The sequence below is a fragment of the Flavihumibacter sp. CACIAM 22H1 genome (genome assembly GCF_001601815.1).
In the GTDB taxonomy this organism is placed as follows: Bacteria; Bacteroidota; Bacteroidia; order Chitinophagales; family Chitinophagaceae; genus Flavihumibacter.
In genome coordinates, this window is sequence record NZ_LUKG01000058.1 from 1701 (window position 1) to 18266 (window position 16566).

Below are 16566 nucleotides of genomic sequence, written 5' to 3' on the forward strand. Positions count from 1 at the left end.
GGTTACAGGTGGTAAATCGTCCATCCAGGGCAAAAAAATCATTCACATTCACTTTTTTGATCCGGCTGCCATAGACATACATTTCACCCTGCTGGGTAAAAGTACTTTTGGTAATGCCTTTCTGGGATTTGAAATTATAAATGATAGAATCCGCATCCATATTGCTTTCGCCCTGGATAAAATGCGGTTTACCCTGTTTTTCTCCCAGTGAATCCAGTTTATAGGTGGCCACCACAATTTGGGTGGGCTGATCCAGTTCAATGCTAAAAGCGGTTAGATCCAGGTCCTTGTATTTGGTACTGGCCTGGTTATAGAGGGTAATTTTTTTGGTGGGTACATCCAGCACCATGGAATCTGCGGCTGCATACTTTACGGGCGCATCCAGCGAATCACTGGAAATTTTAACATTTAACGTATCTACCTGTTGCTTTAAAAGGCCGGACGTATCAACGCCTGCCTTACCCAGGCTATCCTTTTTTAATGCCAGAGAGTCTTTAACTATTGGCGTAGCTGGTGGTTTAATAGGTACGGTATCGCGTTGAAGAAGCGTTAAAGGGGCATTAAAATTTGTGGAATTATAATAATTAGCGGTTGACGACTGCGTTATTATTAAGAGTAGCAGCGTAAAAAGCCCGATAAAAATGTATTTTAAACTAAATTTGCCGCCGTCCTTCATACTATTGAATGGGGGCAAAAATAGGGATTCGGTACCCATTAATCAAAGGTTATTGTATGATCAAACAGTTCAAGACCAAACTCTACATAGTATTCGCTGCCGGTGCCATGCTAATTTTATCACAAAGCGGCTTTGCGCAGGGTGCTAAAAATGCCTTAAAGACAGTGATCATTGATGCAGGACATGGGGGCCGCGACCCGGGTGCAAGGGGATTGGTTTCCACTGAAGCCGAGGTAGCGCTCTCCATTGCATTGAAACTGGGTAAAGAATTGGAACAGGCCTACCCGGAAATTAATTTTATCTATACAAGGAAAGATGCCAACCTGCCCAAAGGCGTTACCGATCCTAACCTGGCCAACCGCATAAGGGCAGAAATGGCCAATGAAGCAAAGGGCGACCTCTTTATTTCTATTCACCTGAATGCTACCGGGCAAAAGGCGGGCGGCTGGTACCAGAAGAAAATAGTGGGCTATAAAAACAAGGTGGTATATGTGGGTAAAGGAAAAAACCGGAAGAAAAAACTGACCAAACAGCCGATTTATGAGTCGTATTATGTAAAAAATACGCGGATTGGTACAGAAACCTATATCTGGGCTGCCGACCGCTCCAGTGCCAAAAGTGAAAACATTGTACTGGATGAGGAAGACAGCGGGGAAGACGAACCCGTAGACGACCCCAACAACGTGTTGGACCTGAATTCGCCCGAAGCTAAAATCAGGGCACAGTTGTATACCAAGTATTTTTTCCGCAATTCAGCCCTGCTGGCCCAGTTCGTGGAAGAGGAATTTGCTACTGCCGGCCGCAAAAGCTTTGGCGTAAAACAGCGGAACCACAAAGGGATCTGGGTACTACAGGCAACAGGCATGCCCAGTATTTTAATTGAAACCGGCTTTATTACCAATAAAGAGGAGGAAGAATACCTGGTAAGCGATGCCGGTCAAAAAGAAGTGGTACAAAATATTGTTTCGGCGTTCAAACGGTATAAAGAGGAGTTGGAAAATCCCAGACATGCACCGCGAACGGCTACTGGGAATTAATTTATTACATTTGACTCCAATTCTTTACGCATGAAAATACCGAATGAAACCAGGATTGGTATCCTTGCAATTGTAAGTATCGTTTTACTGATTCTTGGCTTCAACTTCCTGAAAGGGAAAAGCTTCTTTGATAAGAACGATCATATTTATGCAGTTTTTCCGAAAGTAACGGGGCTGGCTAATTCCAGCCCGGTATCCTTAAACGGGCTGCAAATTGGTATGGTTTCTGAAATCAAAGAAAAAAGTCCGAATATCGAGGACGGTATTGTAGTTACCATTAACCTGGCCCGCCACATAAATATTCCCAAAAATTCTATTACTTATATCAGTGCCGATTTACTGGGCAGCTCCAGCCTGGTTATTGAGCCGGGTAATTCCGGTGAATTTTTAGCCGATGGAGATACTATCCTAAGTAAAACCAAGGCGGGTTTACTGGATGAGGTAAAAGGAAGCCTGAACCCTGCCTTGAACTCATTGGATGCCACCCTGGTTTCACTAGATTCACTGATCCAGGTGGTAGGCACCTATTTTGATCCGGCTACCAAAGACAATTTTCATGTTATAATTGCCAATTTATCAAAAGCTTCAGCCAGCTTAAATAACCTGATTGCTTCACAAAACAGTGCATTGAACAAATCCATGCAGCACCTGGAATCAGTAACCGGAAACCTGGCGGCCAATAATGAAACCATTACCCATACACTGGGAAACCTGGAAAAAACCACCGAACAGCTGGCAGCAGCTGATATTAAAGGTACGGTGGCTTCCCTGCAAAATGCGGTCTCCAACCTCAACGGGGTGGTGGCAAAAGCAAACAGCAAGGAAGGTTCCATCGGGCTTTTGTTAAATGACAAAAAATTATACCAGAACCTGGAGAACACTTCGCGTAGTTTGAATATTTTGCTCGATGATTTCAGAACCCATCCGAAGCGTTACATCAATGTATCGGTATTCGGACGTAAAGACAAGAGCAAGCCGCTTCAGGCACCTTTAAATGATTCTACACAAACTACGCCCCAATCTCAATAATATGCGACTAGTCGGATTCTTCCTGTGCTGGTTGCTCTGGCTGGCGCCCTTGCTGGCAGAAGCCCAGGAACCGGTGCCCGGAAATACAGATACGACCGATATAGTGCTGGTGCGAAAAGCAGACCGGTTCCGTTATCTTAAAAAAGATTCGGTAACGGAACTGCAGATGCTGGCCGGAAATGTTTTTTTGGAACAGGGCACAACTAAATTTTATTGCGATAGCGCGGTTATTAACCCGGCAACCGGCATAGTGGAAGCATTTGGTAATGTACATATCAATGATGCAGACAGCATTCATACCTATGCCCAATACCTGATCTATTATTCCAATGAAAAGAAAGCCTATCTCAAAAAAAACGTGCGGCTTACGGATGGTAAAGGCGTGCTGACCACCAATGACCTGGAATATGATACCAACCTGAAGATCGGCACCTATACCAATGGCGGTAAAGTGGTTAGTGATAAAACCGTTCTTACCAGTAAGGAAGCCACCTATTACGGCGATATGAAAGACGTCTACTTTAAAAAAGACGTAAAAATGAAAGATCCCGAATATGACCTTAGCACAGATTCGCTGCTCTTTAATACCGATAGCCGGATAGCCACTTTTATTACTAAAACCAGGATAATTTCGGATAGTGGCCGCCGTGATATTACCACTTCTGAAGGATATTACGACATGCAGAATAAAGTGGCCAAATTCGGACGTCGGCCCCAGATCAAAGACGGAACTACCTTTATTACGGGAGACGATGTGGGATTTGATGACAAAACGGGCGACAGCTATGCCCGGGGTAATGCAGTTTTTAAGGATACGGCACAGGGAATTTCCATTCTGGCCAATGACCTTAAAGCCAATAAAAAAACCAATACCCTCCTGGCCACACAGCGCCCGCTGATGATCATCAAACAAAAAGAAGATTCCATTTTTGTAACAGCCGACACCCTGTTCTCCGCGCGCTTAACCGATAAAAAAGACTACCAAAAAACCTTTATTCGCCCGGCAAAACCGGTAACAGACAGTACATTAAAAGACAGCACCGGTGTTTTACCTGCAACAGATAGTACAGGACTGTTAACCGAAAAAGAACTAAGTGACAGTGCCTGGCAGCTGACTGTATTGGATGCATCGGACACCACTAACCGAAACCGCTATTTCCAGGCCTGGAACCGGGTTCGGATGTTTAGTGATTCCTTACAAGCCGTATGCGACAGCCTCTTTTATTCCGGGGTAGATTCTATTTTCAGAATGTTCCGCGATCCGGTTGCCTGGGCAAATGGTACTCAGATCACCGGTGATACCATTTTCATGTATACCAAAAACAAGGATCCTGAACGTTTGCATGTGTTCGATAACGGCCTGGTAATTAACCGTACAAAGGATGATTTTTATAACCAGATAAAGGGTAATACCATTAATGGATACTTTACCGACGGGGTAATCCAGTATATGCGGGCAAAAGGTTCGGCCGAAAGTATCTATTATGCCCAGGACCAGGACAGCGCCTATTCAGGTGTAAACCGTTCCACAGCGGATATCATCGATTTTTACTTCGCCAAAAAAGAACTTAACCGGGTTGTTTTCAGAAGTTCAGTGGAAGGAACGCTTTATCCCTTCCGCCAGGTAAATCATGGCGAAATGCGGCTACGTGGATTTAAATGGTTGGAAAAGCGCCGTCCAAAAACTAAATTTGAACTCTTTGAAGACCCGGTAATAACAGAATAGCTATGGCAAAAATCCCCAGTATAAGGCAAATAATAAAGAAACAACTAATCAGTCCGATTCAGGAGTTTATAAAGGATAGCCGGGCCGTGGGGATCACATTACTGGTTTGTACAATTGTTTCCTTGTTACTGGCAAACAGCCAGTGGAAAGATACCTATGTTCATTTAATGGAACGGGAAGTACATCTCTTCCCGTTTCTGCACCTCCCCCACTCCATGTTGCATTGGATCAATGATGGGTTAATGACCCTATTCTTCTTTCTGGTGGGTATGGAAATAAAACGGGAATTATTGATCGGAGAACTGTCCTCTATTAAAAAAGCCTCCCTGCCTATTGCAGCAGCAATTGGTGGTATGCTGGTTCCTGCCGCAATTTATGCGGCGCTCAACTCTTCCACTCCATACCACAGCGGATGGGGTATTCCAATGGCTACTGATATTGCATTTTCATTGGGAGTAGCATCATTACTTGGAAATCGGGTACCGGTACAATTGAAAATTTTCCTGATGGCGTTGGCTATTATTGACGACCTGGGCGCCATCCTGGTAATTGCTGTATTTTATGGCGGGGATATTTCCTGGTATTATCTATTAGGAGCAGGTGTGCTCCTTGGCATACTCCACTTGCTCAACCGGCTGCGAGGCAATAAATGGTGGGTAACACTGGGCATTGGCTTGCTGGTTTGGTACTGCATCTTCAACTCCGGTATTCATGCTACTATTGCAGGGGTGCTGATTGCCTTCCTGGTTCCCCTGGACCGGCTCTCTAATTATGAACATACCCTGCATGACCCCGTCAACTTTATTATTTTACCCCTGTTTGCTTTAGCAAATACGGCTATAGAGGTACCGGGTAATTTTTCCGAAGCAATTACCACCAGCCTCAGTTGGGGGGTATTAGCCGGGTTGGTACTGGGCAAACCTATTGGAATTACACTGGCTTCCTGGCTTACAGTAGCTACCAAACTGGGAGAACGCCCAACAGGTACCAGTTGGATACAATTGATCGGAATGGGTGCGCTGGCTGGCATTGGCTTTACCATGTCTATTTTTATAACCATGCTGGCTTTTACCGACCCGGCTTCGCAGAATATTGCCAAACTTGCTATTCTTATCGGGGCGGTCATCTCTGTTTTAGCTGGGCTGCTGCTACTGTACATGGGAAGTAAAAAAAGGTCCCTTAATTAGCGGATTAATGCCATTTTCATGCAGCTTTAAAAGATAATTTGCTTGTTTTTGCGGTTTTCTCGTATATTGTTCTACCAACCAACGTACTATGCTTAAACGGGAGCGACAAGCTTATATTCTGCATCAGGTTAATTTACACAACAAAATTTTATCGTCGCAGCTTTGCCAGGAGATCAATGTTTCCGAGGATACCATCCGACGTGATTTACAGGAGCTAGCCGATCAGAACAAGCTGATAAAAGTGCATGGAGGGGCTTTATCACACTCCTTCAGCCAGGTAAATTTTACACCGGTTGAAATTTATTCGCAGGAAAATAAGCGGGAGGTTGCCCGGAAAGCAGCCAGCCTTATTGAAGACGGCATGTTTATACTAACCACCGGAGGTACTACAATCCTTGAAATGGCGCGCGCGCTTCCGCCCGGTTTAAGAGCCACCTTTATTTCGGGCAGTATACCGGTAATTATGGAATACAGCAATCATCCCAGTATTGATGTTATTGTTATTGGGGATAAGCTGGCCAAAAATTCCAAGATCACGGTGGGGGCCGATGCCATTCAGCAGATTAAAAGTATCCGGGCCGATATCTGCTTTTTAGGTATCAATGCAATAGATATTCAACACGGAGTTACAGATAATGATTGGGAAGTAGTGATGCTGAAAAGAGCCATGATTGAATCTGCCAAACGGGTTGTTTGCCTTACCATTTCCGAGAAAATAAATTCTACGCAACCTTTACATGTATGTGATATTGCAAAAGTTACCACTCTGATTACGGAGTTGGATCCAGTGCATGCTTCCCTGCTACCCTACCAGCAGGCCGGCGTACAGGTCTTGTAATACTTATGCAAAAAAGATATAGGCGATAATAATTGCGGCAATTACACCAATAAAATCAGCTATCATACCAGCCCAGATGGAATAGCGTACATTTTTGATGCCTACGCTTCCGAAATAAAGTGCAATGATATAAAAAGTGGTGTCTGCAGAACCCTGAAAAATACTGGCGGTTAAACCGGCAAATGAATCCGGACCCAGGTCGGGATTTTTAAAAATATCCAGCATCATACCCCTGGCTCCGCTACCGCTGAATGGCTTCATAATAGCTACGGGTAATGCATCTACAAATTTGGTGTCAAATCCCATGGAACCAATGATCCAGGCAAAAAAACGGACTACATAATCCAGCGCACCTGAATCTCGGAATACCCGGATACCTACCAGCATGCCTACCAGGTAGGGAATAATTTTAAGTACCACCTCCCAGCCTCCTTTGGCGCCTTCAATAAATGCGTCGAATACATTTACTTTTTTCCATACGCCGCCCAGGATAAACCCCAGGATAATTACCATCAGTAATACATTCCCTACAATTTTACCGAAGGTTTCTTTTCCGGCGGCATCCAATCCGCCTACATAAAACAGCAGCAAGCCCACAAATGCAATAGCTGATAAGACCCAGGCAAACAATACCCAATCCCATTTAATTTTCTGCCAGATACTTACCACTATAACGCTGGCCAGCGTGGTCATGAGGGTACCGATTACACAGGGTATAAAAATAGCGGCCGGTTGAACAGAGCCCACAGATACGCGATAGGCAATAATCGTTAAGGGAATCAGGGTAAGGCCGGAGGTATGCAGTACCAGGAACATGATCTGCGCATTGGTAGCCCGCTCTTTGGCAGGATTTAATGCCTGCAGGCTTTCCATCGCTTTTAAACCAAATGGAGTAGCTGCATTGTCCAGGCCCAGGAGGTTGGCCGAAAAATTCATAACCATTTGTCCCTGTGCCGGGTGCCCGCTGGGCACTTCCGGAAAAATTCGTTTCATCAGCGGGTTTAGAAAACGAGCCAGGAAACGAACAGCACCTGCTTTTTCTGCAATATTGAGTAGCCCGAGGAAAAAAACCATGGTACCAGCCAGTGGAAAGGCTACATCCAGCACCGAGGATTTGGCCGAATCAAATACCCCATCTGCCAGTCGCTTAAATATTTCAATATCTCCCAGGAAAACCAGCTTCAACAAGGCAACGACAAATGCTATTACAAAAAAAGCAACCCAAACAATATTTAACGCCATCTGTGGTAGTTAGAAGTTTGAAGCGGGAAGATAGGAATTTTCACCTTTGGATTTCCCTATCTTTGCGGCGCGAAAAAAAGTAAATACAAGCAAGCATGGGATTACAAGCAGGAATCGTCGGATTACCGAATGTGGGCAAATCAACCCTTTTTAATGCAGTGAGTATCAGCGCTAAAGCTCAGGCCAGCAATTATCGGTTCTGTACCATTGAGCCAAATACCGGGCTGGTAAATGTGCCGGACGAACGCATTGATAAACTGGCAGAACTGGTAAAACCCAACCGCACGGTTCCCACACAAATAGAAATTGTGGATATTGCCGGGCTTGTAAAAGGTGCCAGCAAGGGAGAAGGGCTCGGTAATAAATTCCTGGCCAATATCCGGGAAGTGGATGCCATTGTACACGTGATCCGCTGTTTCGAAGATGAGAACATTTTGCGCGACGAGGGCCCTATTAACCCGGTGTCTGATAAAGATATTATTGATACTGAACTTCAATTAAAGGACCTGGAGAGCGTGGAGAAAAAACTACAACGTTCCGAAAAGCTGGCCAAAACCGGCGATGCTAAAATAAAAGCAGAATTCGAGGTATTAAAACGTTGTTATGCGCACCTGGAGCAGGGTAAAAACATTCGGGAGCTGGGACTAAGTAAGGAAGAACGCAGCGCCATTGCTGATCTTTTCCTGCTCACCGAAAAGCCTGTTTTATATGTAGCAAATGTTGACGAGCCTTCCATGCATACCGGTAATAAATATTCCGAAGCCCTGAAAGCAGCCGTTGCCGGCGAAGGGGCGCAGGTGATCGTGATGAATAATTCCATTGAACAGCAGATTGCGGAAATGGAAGATCCTGATGACCGGGCGCTTTTCATGGAAGAATATAAAATGACAGAACCCGCCTTAAACAAACTGATCCGCGCCGCTTATAAATTATTGCAACTCCAAACCTATTTTACGGCAGGTGTACAGGAAGTGCGTGCCTGGACCATCCAGGAAGGATGGAAAGCCCCACAGGCTGCCAGCGTAATTCATACCGATTTTGAAAAAGGCTTTATCAAAGCAGAAGTAATTGCTTACGACGATTTTATTCATTATGGCTCAGAATCAGCCTGTAGAGATGCCGGCAGGTTAAGAATCGAGGGCAAAGAATACCTCGTGAAAGATGGGGATGTAATGCATTTCCGTTTTAATGTATAGGAAGCTGAGACAAAAAAACTTAGCTTTAGCTACTAATAGACTACTTTCAACGCTGTTGAAATCGACCCGATAGAAAATAACGTTCCCCATGACAAAGGCCCTCCGAAAGGAGGGCCTTCTTATTTTTTTGCCGGAATTGAACATTTATAACTGTGGTATCAATACCTGATCAATCTTATGCAATACACCGTTTACCGCATTCAGATCGGCTGTAACAATAGCTGCAGGCGTAGCATTGATACGGCCTTTAACCGTAGGAGCCATCGGGTTGGTGGCATCAATGGTTAACTGCGGCATCGGCGATGGTCCGATCAATGTTTCCACCGGCCCGCTTACCAGGTTGGGACTAAATACCCGGAAAGCCGGCGTACCATTAGTAGCCAGTACATGATAGGCAAGTAACCCCCTTACGGTTTGTTGCGGAATAGCAGCAAATGCTTCCACTACCGGGGGAGCTCCCAGCAGCACAAGCGCAGCTTTAAACGCATCATCATTGGGAGCAAATAATGTAATATTCGGGAAGGGATAGTTCAGGAGAGAATCAATCCGGTTCAAACCGGTCTGGCCTTCATCAGCACGTGCAATAGCAGCACGGAGAAAAGAGAGATCCGGCTGCGCGGCAATCAATCCCTTCATAGTGGTTTGCGGAGGCGCTACCAATGCATACACATCGTGTATAAATCCATTGGCAGCACGGGTATCCACAGCAGTTATAGGAATATTATTGACAAAGGCACCCGTTGCCCGCTTGGAAGGGAAAAGGCTCAGTTTAAACAAAGGCTGAGAAGCCAGTGGCTGCAGCAAGCTCGGCAATTGGAAATTCGGCAGGGGTAAGCCGGGTATCGCGGAGGAAGGTACAGCCTGTGGAATTACATGATAACTCAGGATGGCCGCCAACTGCTGGGCAGGCAATACACCAATGGCTGCTTCAGAAATACCGGAACGGGCCATGGCGGCATTATCAGGGGCAAACAGCGTAAGCTTATTATCACGCTTACCCAGCAAAGGCCCCACCCCTGCTTTGGCAACTGCCGCTTTCAAAATAGAATATTTTGCATCAGTATTGATGATTTCCAGAATGGTTTGACCGCTTGTTTCCTGCGGACCAATTTCTTCCACTTCCGGAATTTTGTTACAGGCGGTTATCTGGCCCAGCAAAGCAAGACCAACCAGCCCAAACCCTGTATATTTTTTAAGTAAGGATAGCATAGAATCGTTTTTCCGTTAATAAATGTTGTAGCCGAAAGAAACATAGTACAAACCTCCTACAAAACTGTTGCCCACAGCGTTGAAATAATATTGATTAAGAATATTATTACCGCCAATCTTAACCACACTTTTTACTTTGGGTAACTTATAGGAAACCTGTGCATCTACCGTATGTATGGCCGCTATGTCGCCATTCGCAAAATCACCCTCATAAAAGAAAGCATCCTGCCAGCGATAACTCAGATTAAAGCCAATCAGTTTATCCTTACCGAAACCGGTATTGGAAAGAGTGGCATTGTACCGGTATTTAGGCGCATTAAAGAAGGCAATATAACCGGGTGGCACATCCTGCAAACGATCGGAAGAAAGGTTCATACTGAGGGTCCAGGCACGTACAAAACGGTAATCAATTCCCAGACCAAACCCGTAGGTGGTTACATTATCCTCGATATTTACCGGAACAGAAAACTTACGATCGGTAACCGGGTTGGGCGTTCCGCCCTGCGTAGCAGTTTGACCAATAAGCGTACGGGCAATGAAATTGGTGTACTGACCATAGTAACCGTATGCATCAATCAGCACTTTCCCATTCCCCAGCAAACCTTTATATCCCAGTTCATAGGATTGCACAGACTCGGGTTTAAAGGTCTTAAATGTGTGCTGCTGAGAAGGATTGGATAAGGTATAGGGGCGATTTCTGTCGAACTGGAAAAAGTTCTGAAAACTTTTATCGCCTCCGATCAATTGTACCCCACCTCCCACATTCAGGTTAATGAACTGTTGTTGTGTGGAAGGAAAACGATACGCCGACTGGTAAGAAAGACGGATATTATTGTTTTTCGCAACGGTAACCACAGCGGTTGCCCTTGGCGTAAAGCGGCCTTCGAAATTTTCGTTCTTATCATACCGGCCGGAGAAGGTAAGTTTCAATACATCGTTGAACAGCCGGCGGGTAGCCTGGATATATGCCCCAACTTCATTGATCTTAATGGGTGCCACCGAATCAGCAAACAGGGTTCCTTCAGAATTTAAAACATATTGGCGCCAGTTACCCCCAATCAGGATATCGGCAAATTTGCCGGTCCAGTCGGAGAGATTATACTGTGCTTCTGTAAAATACAGGTCTGATTTTTCGATAAACAGGCCACCACCATTAGAGATCGGAATAGAGCGAACCCGATCATACAACTGCTTGAACTGTCTTGAACCTGCTGCGGGCCGATCACGGTCCGCAAAAGCGCGGGCATTGTTATGAGCTGTCTGGTTATCCTGTCCGGCTAATAAATTGGCCAGGTAGGTTTGTGAATATTCCGGGTACCAGGTAGTGGAAGGCTTCCAGGCTTCGTTCAGCAACCGGGCTGTAACCGTGGCGTTAAAGGACTGCCCTGCATTTTCCTGGGTGGTATAGGTACGTACAAACCAGTTTTTGGCATTCAGTTCCAATTTATATTGTCCCATTTTGAAATCGCGGAACGAATACCGGTCTGATCCGGTGTAAACAGAGTTACCGGTTCCCCAGCTACCAGCCAGCACGGCTTCCAGTTTCGGAGTAATCTTGTAATGCAATGCACCACCCAGTTTAAAGTTGAGGGTATTAGGATCAATAATTTCCGACTCGTTATAACCTGTGCGAGAAACATTGATGGGGTCGGTACCAAGGGTGGAAATAAAAGGCGCCAGGAAGGGCGCAGCCTGTGCAATGGCGGGGAAAACAGCAGAACGGATATCGATCGTTGTTTCGTCGCCATATACATTTATTCCATCGTAGTTGGGATCGGTGATCCGGGTACCTGGTCCGGGTAAGCCCCTACCGCCCTGCCGGCCGATATAGTTCCGCTGATCGGCCGCCAGCCAGTCTTTTGCATGAATAAACTCTGCATTGATCTTATAGGCAAATTTATCCTTGATATTTTCGGCCCAGCGAACCGCCCAATTGGTATAACCGGAAGTTCCCCTGTACCGGCTATCTGTATTCATCATTCCCGCTTTCGCCTGGAACGAGAGGCCCGTGTACTTAAACGGATTTTTACTGCTTACCAGCAGGGTTCCGTTCATTCCACCCGGGCCATAGAGCGCAGAGGACGCACCCGGTAAAAGCTCCATATTATCTACATCCAATTCTGATAAGCCGATAATGGCGCCTACAGAAAAGTTCAGCCCGGGGGCCTGGTTATCCATTCCATCTACCAATTGGTTGAAACGGGTATTACCACTTCCGGCAAAGCCGCGGGTGGTAGGTGTTTTAAAGGTTAGCGAAGAGGTTACCATATCCACTCCTTTAAGACTACCCACAATATCGTAATAGCTGGCAGCCGGAGAAACGCGGATAGCTGCAGCACTTACCCGTTCAATAGAGACCGGCGATTCCAGAATTTTTTCCGGCACCCGGCTGGCAGAAACCACCACTTCTGTTCCCAATGAACTGGAAGGAGTTAAATTGACTGCTACCGGCTCGGTGGCATTGTTGACCACTGTTTCAACCGGATCAAATCCAATCGAAGAAAAAACTAAGGTAAATGGTGGTTTTTGTGAAGTGGATAAACTAAAGTTTCCCTTGTCATCTGTGAAGGTACCGATGGAGGTTCCTTTGATGGTTACTGATACGGCTGGCACAACATCAGCATTCGAGCTGTTTTTTACGTTTCCTGTAATGGTAACGGTTTGGGCAAATGCAGCAATCGATGTGAAGAGCGCCAACAGCAGCATGGCAAAATAGCTGTTGGATTTTCTCATACCTGGTGGTTTTATGTGTTATTCTGGAGCAAAATAAGGATTTATTAATTCCATTCCGTTTTTTTCCAACCGGGACTTTAACTTCGCAAAATGGCACCATTTCAATTCCCCTTTCAAACCGCATTTTATAAAGGAAAAGTGCGGGATGTATATACCATTCAGGACCGGTTGTTAGTGATGATTGCATCCGACAGAATTTCAGCATTTGATGTAATCTTACCTGCTCCTATTCCTTATAAAGGACAAGTATTAAATCAGATAGCTGCATACATGCTGAAAGCCACTGCGGATATTTGTCCGAACTGGTTACTTGAATCACCCGCACCCCATGTTTCTATAGGGAAAAAATGTGAACCATTCAAAATAGAAATGGTGGTAAGAGGAAACTTAACCGGCCATGCCTGGCGAACTTATAAAAGCGGCAAACGCCAATTATGCGGGGTTGCTTTACCAGAGGGACTACGGGAAAACGATTACTTTCCTACACCCATTATTACCCCTTCCACCAAAGCATCGGAAGGCCATGATGAAGATATCAGTAAAGACGAAATAATTGCCCATGGACTGGCTTCTGCGGAAGACTGGGCAGTACTCGAAAAATACACACTTGCCTTATTCGAAAGAGGCAAACAGATTGCCGCAAAACGGGGCCTGATACTGGTAGATACTAAGTATGAATTCGGTAAAATCGGCGACACCATTTACCTGATGGACGAAATACATACACCCGATTCTTCCCGGTATTTTTATGCCGACGGCTTTGAGGAACGGCAGGCAAGCGGCGAAAAGCAACAACAGCTCAGCAAAGAGTTTGTACGGGAATGGCTGATTGCCAATGATTTTATGGGTAAAGAAGGACAAACCGTTCCTGAAATGACCCCGGAATGGATTGAAACTATCAGCCGGCGTTATATCGAACTCTATGAAAAAGTAATCGGTCAGCCTTTTGAACCACAGGCATGGACAACCGAAGAAACCAAAGCAGCCGTGGAAGCGGCTCTCAAGCGCCTGCAATAAACCTGCATGGATAGGAATCCGGCTTGTTTACAAAGGGTAAAAAACTTTTAATATGGGAGCAGATCAACTATTCCAGATCAGCAGTACCCTTGCTATGATTGCCTGGTTATTATTGGTGATCTTTCATAAAACGCTGTGGATTTCCAAACTTTTAATCGGAACTATCCTAACCGCTTTATCGCTTCTTTATTTTTACCTGATAGTTAAAAACTTCGGTGGCCTACAACCCGATAGTTTCAGCACACTCGACGGAGTGGCTACCCTTTTTACGAACCGGGAAGCTTTGTTAGCCGGCTGGGTACATTACCTGGCTTTTGATTTGCTTACCGGAATCTTTATTGTTACTAACGGGCGCAAAAACGGGATGGGCATTGGCTGGCTCCTCCCCTGTTTACTGTGCTGTTTTATGTTGGGTCCGGTCGGACTGCTTCTTTACCTCCTGCTTCGCTGGATCTATACCAAAAATTATTGGGTTGATGTGGAATAAACTATTTATCCAGTTAAAAAGCAGGAATAAGATACTGTTCTATGTGGGTAGTATCAGTTTGCTGGGAGCTTTAATCTGCGGCCTGTTGTCTGTATGGAGCCCGCTTGAAGTGGGCGGTATTCCGGCATTTATAAAACCCATGAAATTTTACCTGGCGTTGACAGCAGCCGTTTATACCATGGGCTGGCTGATGGTTTATCTCCAGAACCAGCAGGCGGTTAAACGATACAGCTGGGTGGTAGTGGTTACGATGACCGTAGAACTAGGAATTATTACTCTGCAGGCAGCCCTGGGGCAGGCCTCCCATTTCAATATCAGCTCCTGGCCCAATGCCCTGCTTTACCAGCTAATGGGCGTAGCTATCTTAATTTATACATTCTGGACAGCCTATATCGGTTATTTATTCTTCAAACAAAAGAACTTTCCTTTATGGATGACGCCGGGGTATATATGGGGCATCCGCTTAGGTATTTTGTTTTTTGTAACAGCGGCCCTGCAGGGCGGACATATGGCAATGCTCATGCAACATAGCATCGGTGGCGCAGATGGCGGAGAAGGTTACCCGCTGCTGAACTGGAGCAGCCTGCACGGCGATTTGCGGGTAGTTCATTTTTTTGGTATTCATTCCCTGCAATTATTTCCCCTTTTGGGATATTACCTGGTACCAACCAAAAGATCGATGGTGGCAATAGCCCTTAGCTGGCTGTTTTTCCTGGTGCTACTGTATGCCCAGGCCATGAAAGGTTATCCGCTGATCGGATAAAATGCTCATTTTTACAGTATGAAAAACAGTTTCATAGCGGCAATTTTCCTCTGCTGCGGTTTATTTCAGCCCTATTTTTCCAGGGCTCAGAAAATTGACAGCCTGCCAGGAAAACCAGGTATCAGCTTTCGCGGCTTAAGTGTGGTAAATGACCGGTTGCTTTGGGTAAGTGGTAATAAGGGAACGGTAGGACGAAGTACTGATGGCGGCAAAAGCTTCCAGTGGATGACAGTAACCGGCCATGAAACCCGCGATTTCCGTGATATAGAAGCCTTTGATGCCGTTACCGCCGTGATACTGGCTGTGGACTCGCCTGGCTTGCTATTACGCACATTTGACGGGGGCGCAAGCTGGCAGGAAGTATACCGCGATAACCGCTCCGGCATATTCCTCGACGCCCTTCATTTCCGGAATAAATCAGCGGGAATGGCTATTGGCGATCCTATTGATGGCAAATTCCTGCTGCTTGAAACAGCGGATGGGGGACGAAGCTGGCAACCCTATCCGGTAACCTACCCGGCTCCCATAGCGGGAGAAGCTTTTTTTGCCGCCAGCGGTAGTAATATTTATTGCCTGAAAAAATCGGAAACCATTTTCGTCAGCGGGGGGCAGCAATCGAGGGTCTTTTATGCGGGCCAAGGCTTTGAATTACCCTTAAAACAAGGAGAAACCAGCACCGGGGCCAATGCTATTGCGGTAAAACATCCCGGCAGAAAGCGGGGCGGCAGAAACTGGGCAATTGCCGGTGGTGATTTTGCAAAGGATAAAGAAAGACAGGGCAATTTTTGTTTTACCAGTAATGGGGGAAGAAGCTGGCAGCAACCAGTACAAGGGCCTTTCGGTTACAGATCAGGGTTAGCATATATACGGGGAAATAAAATGATCAGTTGCGGCACATCCGGCGTTGATATTTCAAGAGATGGCGGCCGCAACTGGAATACTATTTCAGTAACCGGGTATCATGTGGTACAAAAAGCTAAATCAGGAAAAGCGGTTTACCTGGCGGGGGGTAATGGGCGCATCGGAAAACTGGTCTGGTAGACCATCGGCACTTGTTCCGCTCAGAGCTGTTCCGCCAATTCCCGCACACTGGGCCGTTTGGTATAATCCTCGTTAAAAAAACGATAGCTGATGACGCCGTTTTTGATAATATATACTGCAGGCACCGGCAGTTTTGCACCATTGCTGCCATTAACTGCATTAAAGTCTATCTTGAATTTTTTGTAGCGTTCAATGGTTTCAGGATCCACGTCGTAGGCTACATCATAGGCCTTCATAATTTTTAGCTGAGCATCGTGCAACACAGGAAAACTGGCCTTTGTTTTAGCGATTGTTTTGGCGATGTTTTCCTGAATTTCGGGGCTTACCGCCAAAATGGTAGCGCCTTTTGCCGTTAGCAACTGGAGCGAATCTTCCAGTTGTTTGA

14 protein-coding genes and 1 pseudogene are annotated in these 16566 nt (G+C 45.7%); 10 read left to right on the plus strand and 5 right to left on the minus strand.

The genetic code is table 11. From position 1 onward, the window contains the following. Nucleotides 1-715 (minus strand): annotated as a pseudogene (locus A1D16_RS14785) (LPS-assembly protein LptD); the annotation flags it as partial. Between the two features lie 17 nt (nt 716-732). Here A1D16_RS14785 and A1D16_RS14790 point away from each other — a divergent pair. The 5 genes from A1D16_RS14790 to A1D16_RS14810 all read left to right on the plus strand — a co-directional run bounded on the left by A1D16_RS14790 (nt 733) and on the right by A1D16_RS14810 (nt 6493). Continuing rightward, the gene (locus A1D16_RS14790) at nt 733-1713 is read left to right on the plus strand and encodes an N-acetylmuramoyl-L-alanine amidase (RefSeq protein ID WP_290710856.1); all 981 of its coding nucleotides are present in this window, start codon (nt 733-735) and stop codon (nt 1711-1713) included. Nucleotides 1714-1743: 30 nt separating this feature from the next. After that, nucleotides 1744-2742, plus strand: coding sequence for an MlaD family protein (locus A1D16_RS14795; protein ID WP_290710858.1), 999 nt, complete (start codon nt 1744-1746; stop codon nt 2740-2742). Nucleotide 2743: 1 nt separating this feature from the next. Next, entirely contained in the window at nt 2744-4468 is a 1725-nt protein-coding gene (locus A1D16_RS14800; RefSeq protein ID WP_290710860.1) for an OstA-like protein, read from the plus strand. 2 nt (nt 4469-4470) lie between these two features. Beyond that, entirely contained in the window at nt 4471-5655 is a 1185-nt protein-coding gene (gene nhaA, locus A1D16_RS14805) for a Na+/H+ antiporter NhaA (RefSeq protein ID WP_290710862.1), read from the plus strand. Nucleotides 5656-5743: 88 nt separating this feature from the next. Then, nucleotides 5744-6493 (plus strand): DeoR/GlpR family DNA-binding transcription regulator, encoded by a 750-nt coding sequence (locus A1D16_RS14810; protein ID WP_290710864.1) that lies wholly within the window; start codon nt 5744-5746, stop codon nt 6491-6493. A 3-nt stretch (nt 6494-6496) separates the two neighbouring features. On the opposite strand, the gene A1D16_RS14815 is transcribed toward A1D16_RS14810, so the two are convergent. Beyond that, a complete protein-coding gene (locus A1D16_RS14815; RefSeq protein WP_290710866.1) occupies nt 6497-7735 on the minus strand; it encodes a nucleoside recognition domain-containing protein in 1239 nt (412 codons plus the stop codon). A gap of 95 nt (nt 7736-7830) precedes the next feature. Here A1D16_RS14815 and ychF point away from each other — a divergent pair, with 95 nt between their 5' ends. After that, nucleotides 7831-8931, plus strand: coding sequence for a redox-regulated ATPase YchF (ychF, locus tag A1D16_RS14820; RefSeq protein WP_290710868.1), 1101 nt, complete (start codon nt 7831-7833; stop codon nt 8929-8931). Nucleotides 8932-9075: 144 nt separating this feature from the next. Here ychF and A1D16_RS14825 read toward each other — a convergent pair whose 3' ends face one another. Continuing rightward, on the minus strand, nt 9076-10140 hold the full coding sequence (locus A1D16_RS14825) for a fasciclin domain-containing protein (RefSeq protein WP_290710870.1): 1065 nt from the start codon (nt 10138-10140) through the stop codon (nt 9076-9078). Between the two features lie 15 nt (nt 10141-10155). Continuing rightward, nucleotides 10156-12873: a TonB-dependent receptor gene (locus A1D16_RS14830; protein WP_290710872.1), complete on the minus strand. Its 2718-nt coding sequence runs from the start codon at nt 12871-12873 to the stop codon at nt 10156-10158. A 90-nt stretch (nt 12874-12963) separates the two neighbouring features. On the opposite strand from A1D16_RS14830, the gene A1D16_RS14835 reads away from it, so the two are divergent. From A1D16_RS14835 to A1D16_RS14850, 4 genes are read left to right on the plus strand one after another with little or no spacing between them, the layout of a single operon-like run. Then, complete coding sequence (locus A1D16_RS14835) at nt 12964-13890, plus strand: phosphoribosylaminoimidazolesuccinocarboxamide synthase (protein ID WP_290710874.1); 927 nt, start codon at nt 12964-12966, stop codon at nt 13888-13890. Nucleotides 13891-13942: 52 nt separating this feature from the next. Beyond that, on the plus strand, nt 13943-14377 hold the full coding sequence (locus A1D16_RS14840; RefSeq protein ID WP_290710876.1) for an ABA4-like family protein: 435 nt from the start codon (nt 13943-13945) through the stop codon (nt 14375-14377). Next, nucleotides 14367-15140 (plus strand): hypothetical protein, encoded by a 774-nt coding sequence (locus tag A1D16_RS14845; protein ID WP_290710878.1) that lies wholly within the window; start codon nt 14367-14369, stop codon nt 15138-15140. Before A1D16_RS14840 ends, A1D16_RS14845 begins: the two co-directional genes overlap by 11 nt. 18 nt (nt 15141-15158) lie before the next feature. Continuing rightward, nucleotides 15159-16181 (plus strand): oxidoreductase, encoded by a 1023-nt coding sequence (locus tag A1D16_RS14850; RefSeq protein WP_290710880.1) that lies wholly within the window; start codon nt 15159-15161, stop codon nt 16179-16181. Between the two features lie 20 nt (nt 16182-16201). Here A1D16_RS14850 and A1D16_RS14855 read toward each other — a convergent pair. Beyond that, nucleotides 16202-16566: redoxin domain-containing protein (locus tag A1D16_RS14855; RefSeq protein ID WP_290710882.1), on the minus strand; the 365-nt coding region annotated here is incomplete at its 5' end.

What these genes read in the sequence shown, in the direction of transcription:
- A1D16_RS14845 (WP_290710878.1), top strand. Translation starts at nt 14,367, where the DNA reads ATGTGGAATAAACTATTTATCCAGTTAAAAAGCAGGAATAAGATACTG.
- A1D16_RS14795 (WP_290710858.1), top strand. Translation starts at nt 1,744, where the DNA reads ATGAAAATACCGAATGAAACCAGGATTGGTATCCTTGCAATTGTAAGT.
- A1D16_RS14825 (WP_290710870.1), bottom strand. Translation starts at nt 10,140, where the DNA reads ATGCTATCCTTACTTAAAAAATATACAGGGTTTGGGCTGGTTGGTCTT.
- A1D16_RS14835 (WP_290710874.1), top strand. Translation starts at nt 12,964, where the DNA reads ATGGCACCATTTCAATTCCCCTTTCAAACCGCATTTTATAAAGGAAAA.
- ychF (WP_290710868.1), top strand. Translation starts at nt 7,831, where the DNA reads ATGGGATTACAAGCAGGAATCGTCGGATTACCGAATGTGGGCAAATCA.
- nhaA (WP_290710862.1), top strand. Translation starts at nt 4,471, where the DNA reads ATGGCAAAAATCCCCAGTATAAGGCAAATAATAAAGAAACAACTAATC.
- A1D16_RS14815 (WP_290710866.1), bottom strand. Translation starts at nt 7,735, where the DNA reads ATGGCGTTAAATATTGTTTGGGTTGCTTTTTTTGTAATAGCATTTGTC.
- A1D16_RS14800 (WP_290710860.1), top strand. Translation starts at nt 2,744, where the DNA reads ATGCGACTAGTCGGATTCTTCCTGTGCTGGTTGCTCTGGCTGGCGCCC.
- A1D16_RS14840 (WP_290710876.1), top strand. Translation starts at nt 13,943, where the DNA reads ATGGGAGCAGATCAACTATTCCAGATCAGCAGTACCCTTGCTATGATT.
- A1D16_RS14830 (WP_290710872.1), bottom strand. Translation starts at nt 12,873, where the DNA reads ATGAGAAAATCCAACAGCTATTTTGCCATGCTGCTGTTGGCGCTCTTC.
- A1D16_RS14810 (WP_290710864.1), top strand. Translation starts at nt 5,744, where the DNA reads ATGCTTAAACGGGAGCGACAAGCTTATATTCTGCATCAGGTTAATTTA.
- A1D16_RS14850 (WP_290710880.1), top strand. Translation starts at nt 15,159, where the DNA reads ATGAAAAACAGTTTCATAGCGGCAATTTTCCTCTGCTGCGGTTTATTT.
- A1D16_RS14790 (WP_290710856.1), top strand. Translation starts at nt 733, where the DNA reads ATGATCAAACAGTTCAAGACCAAACTCTACATAGTATTCGCTGCCGGT.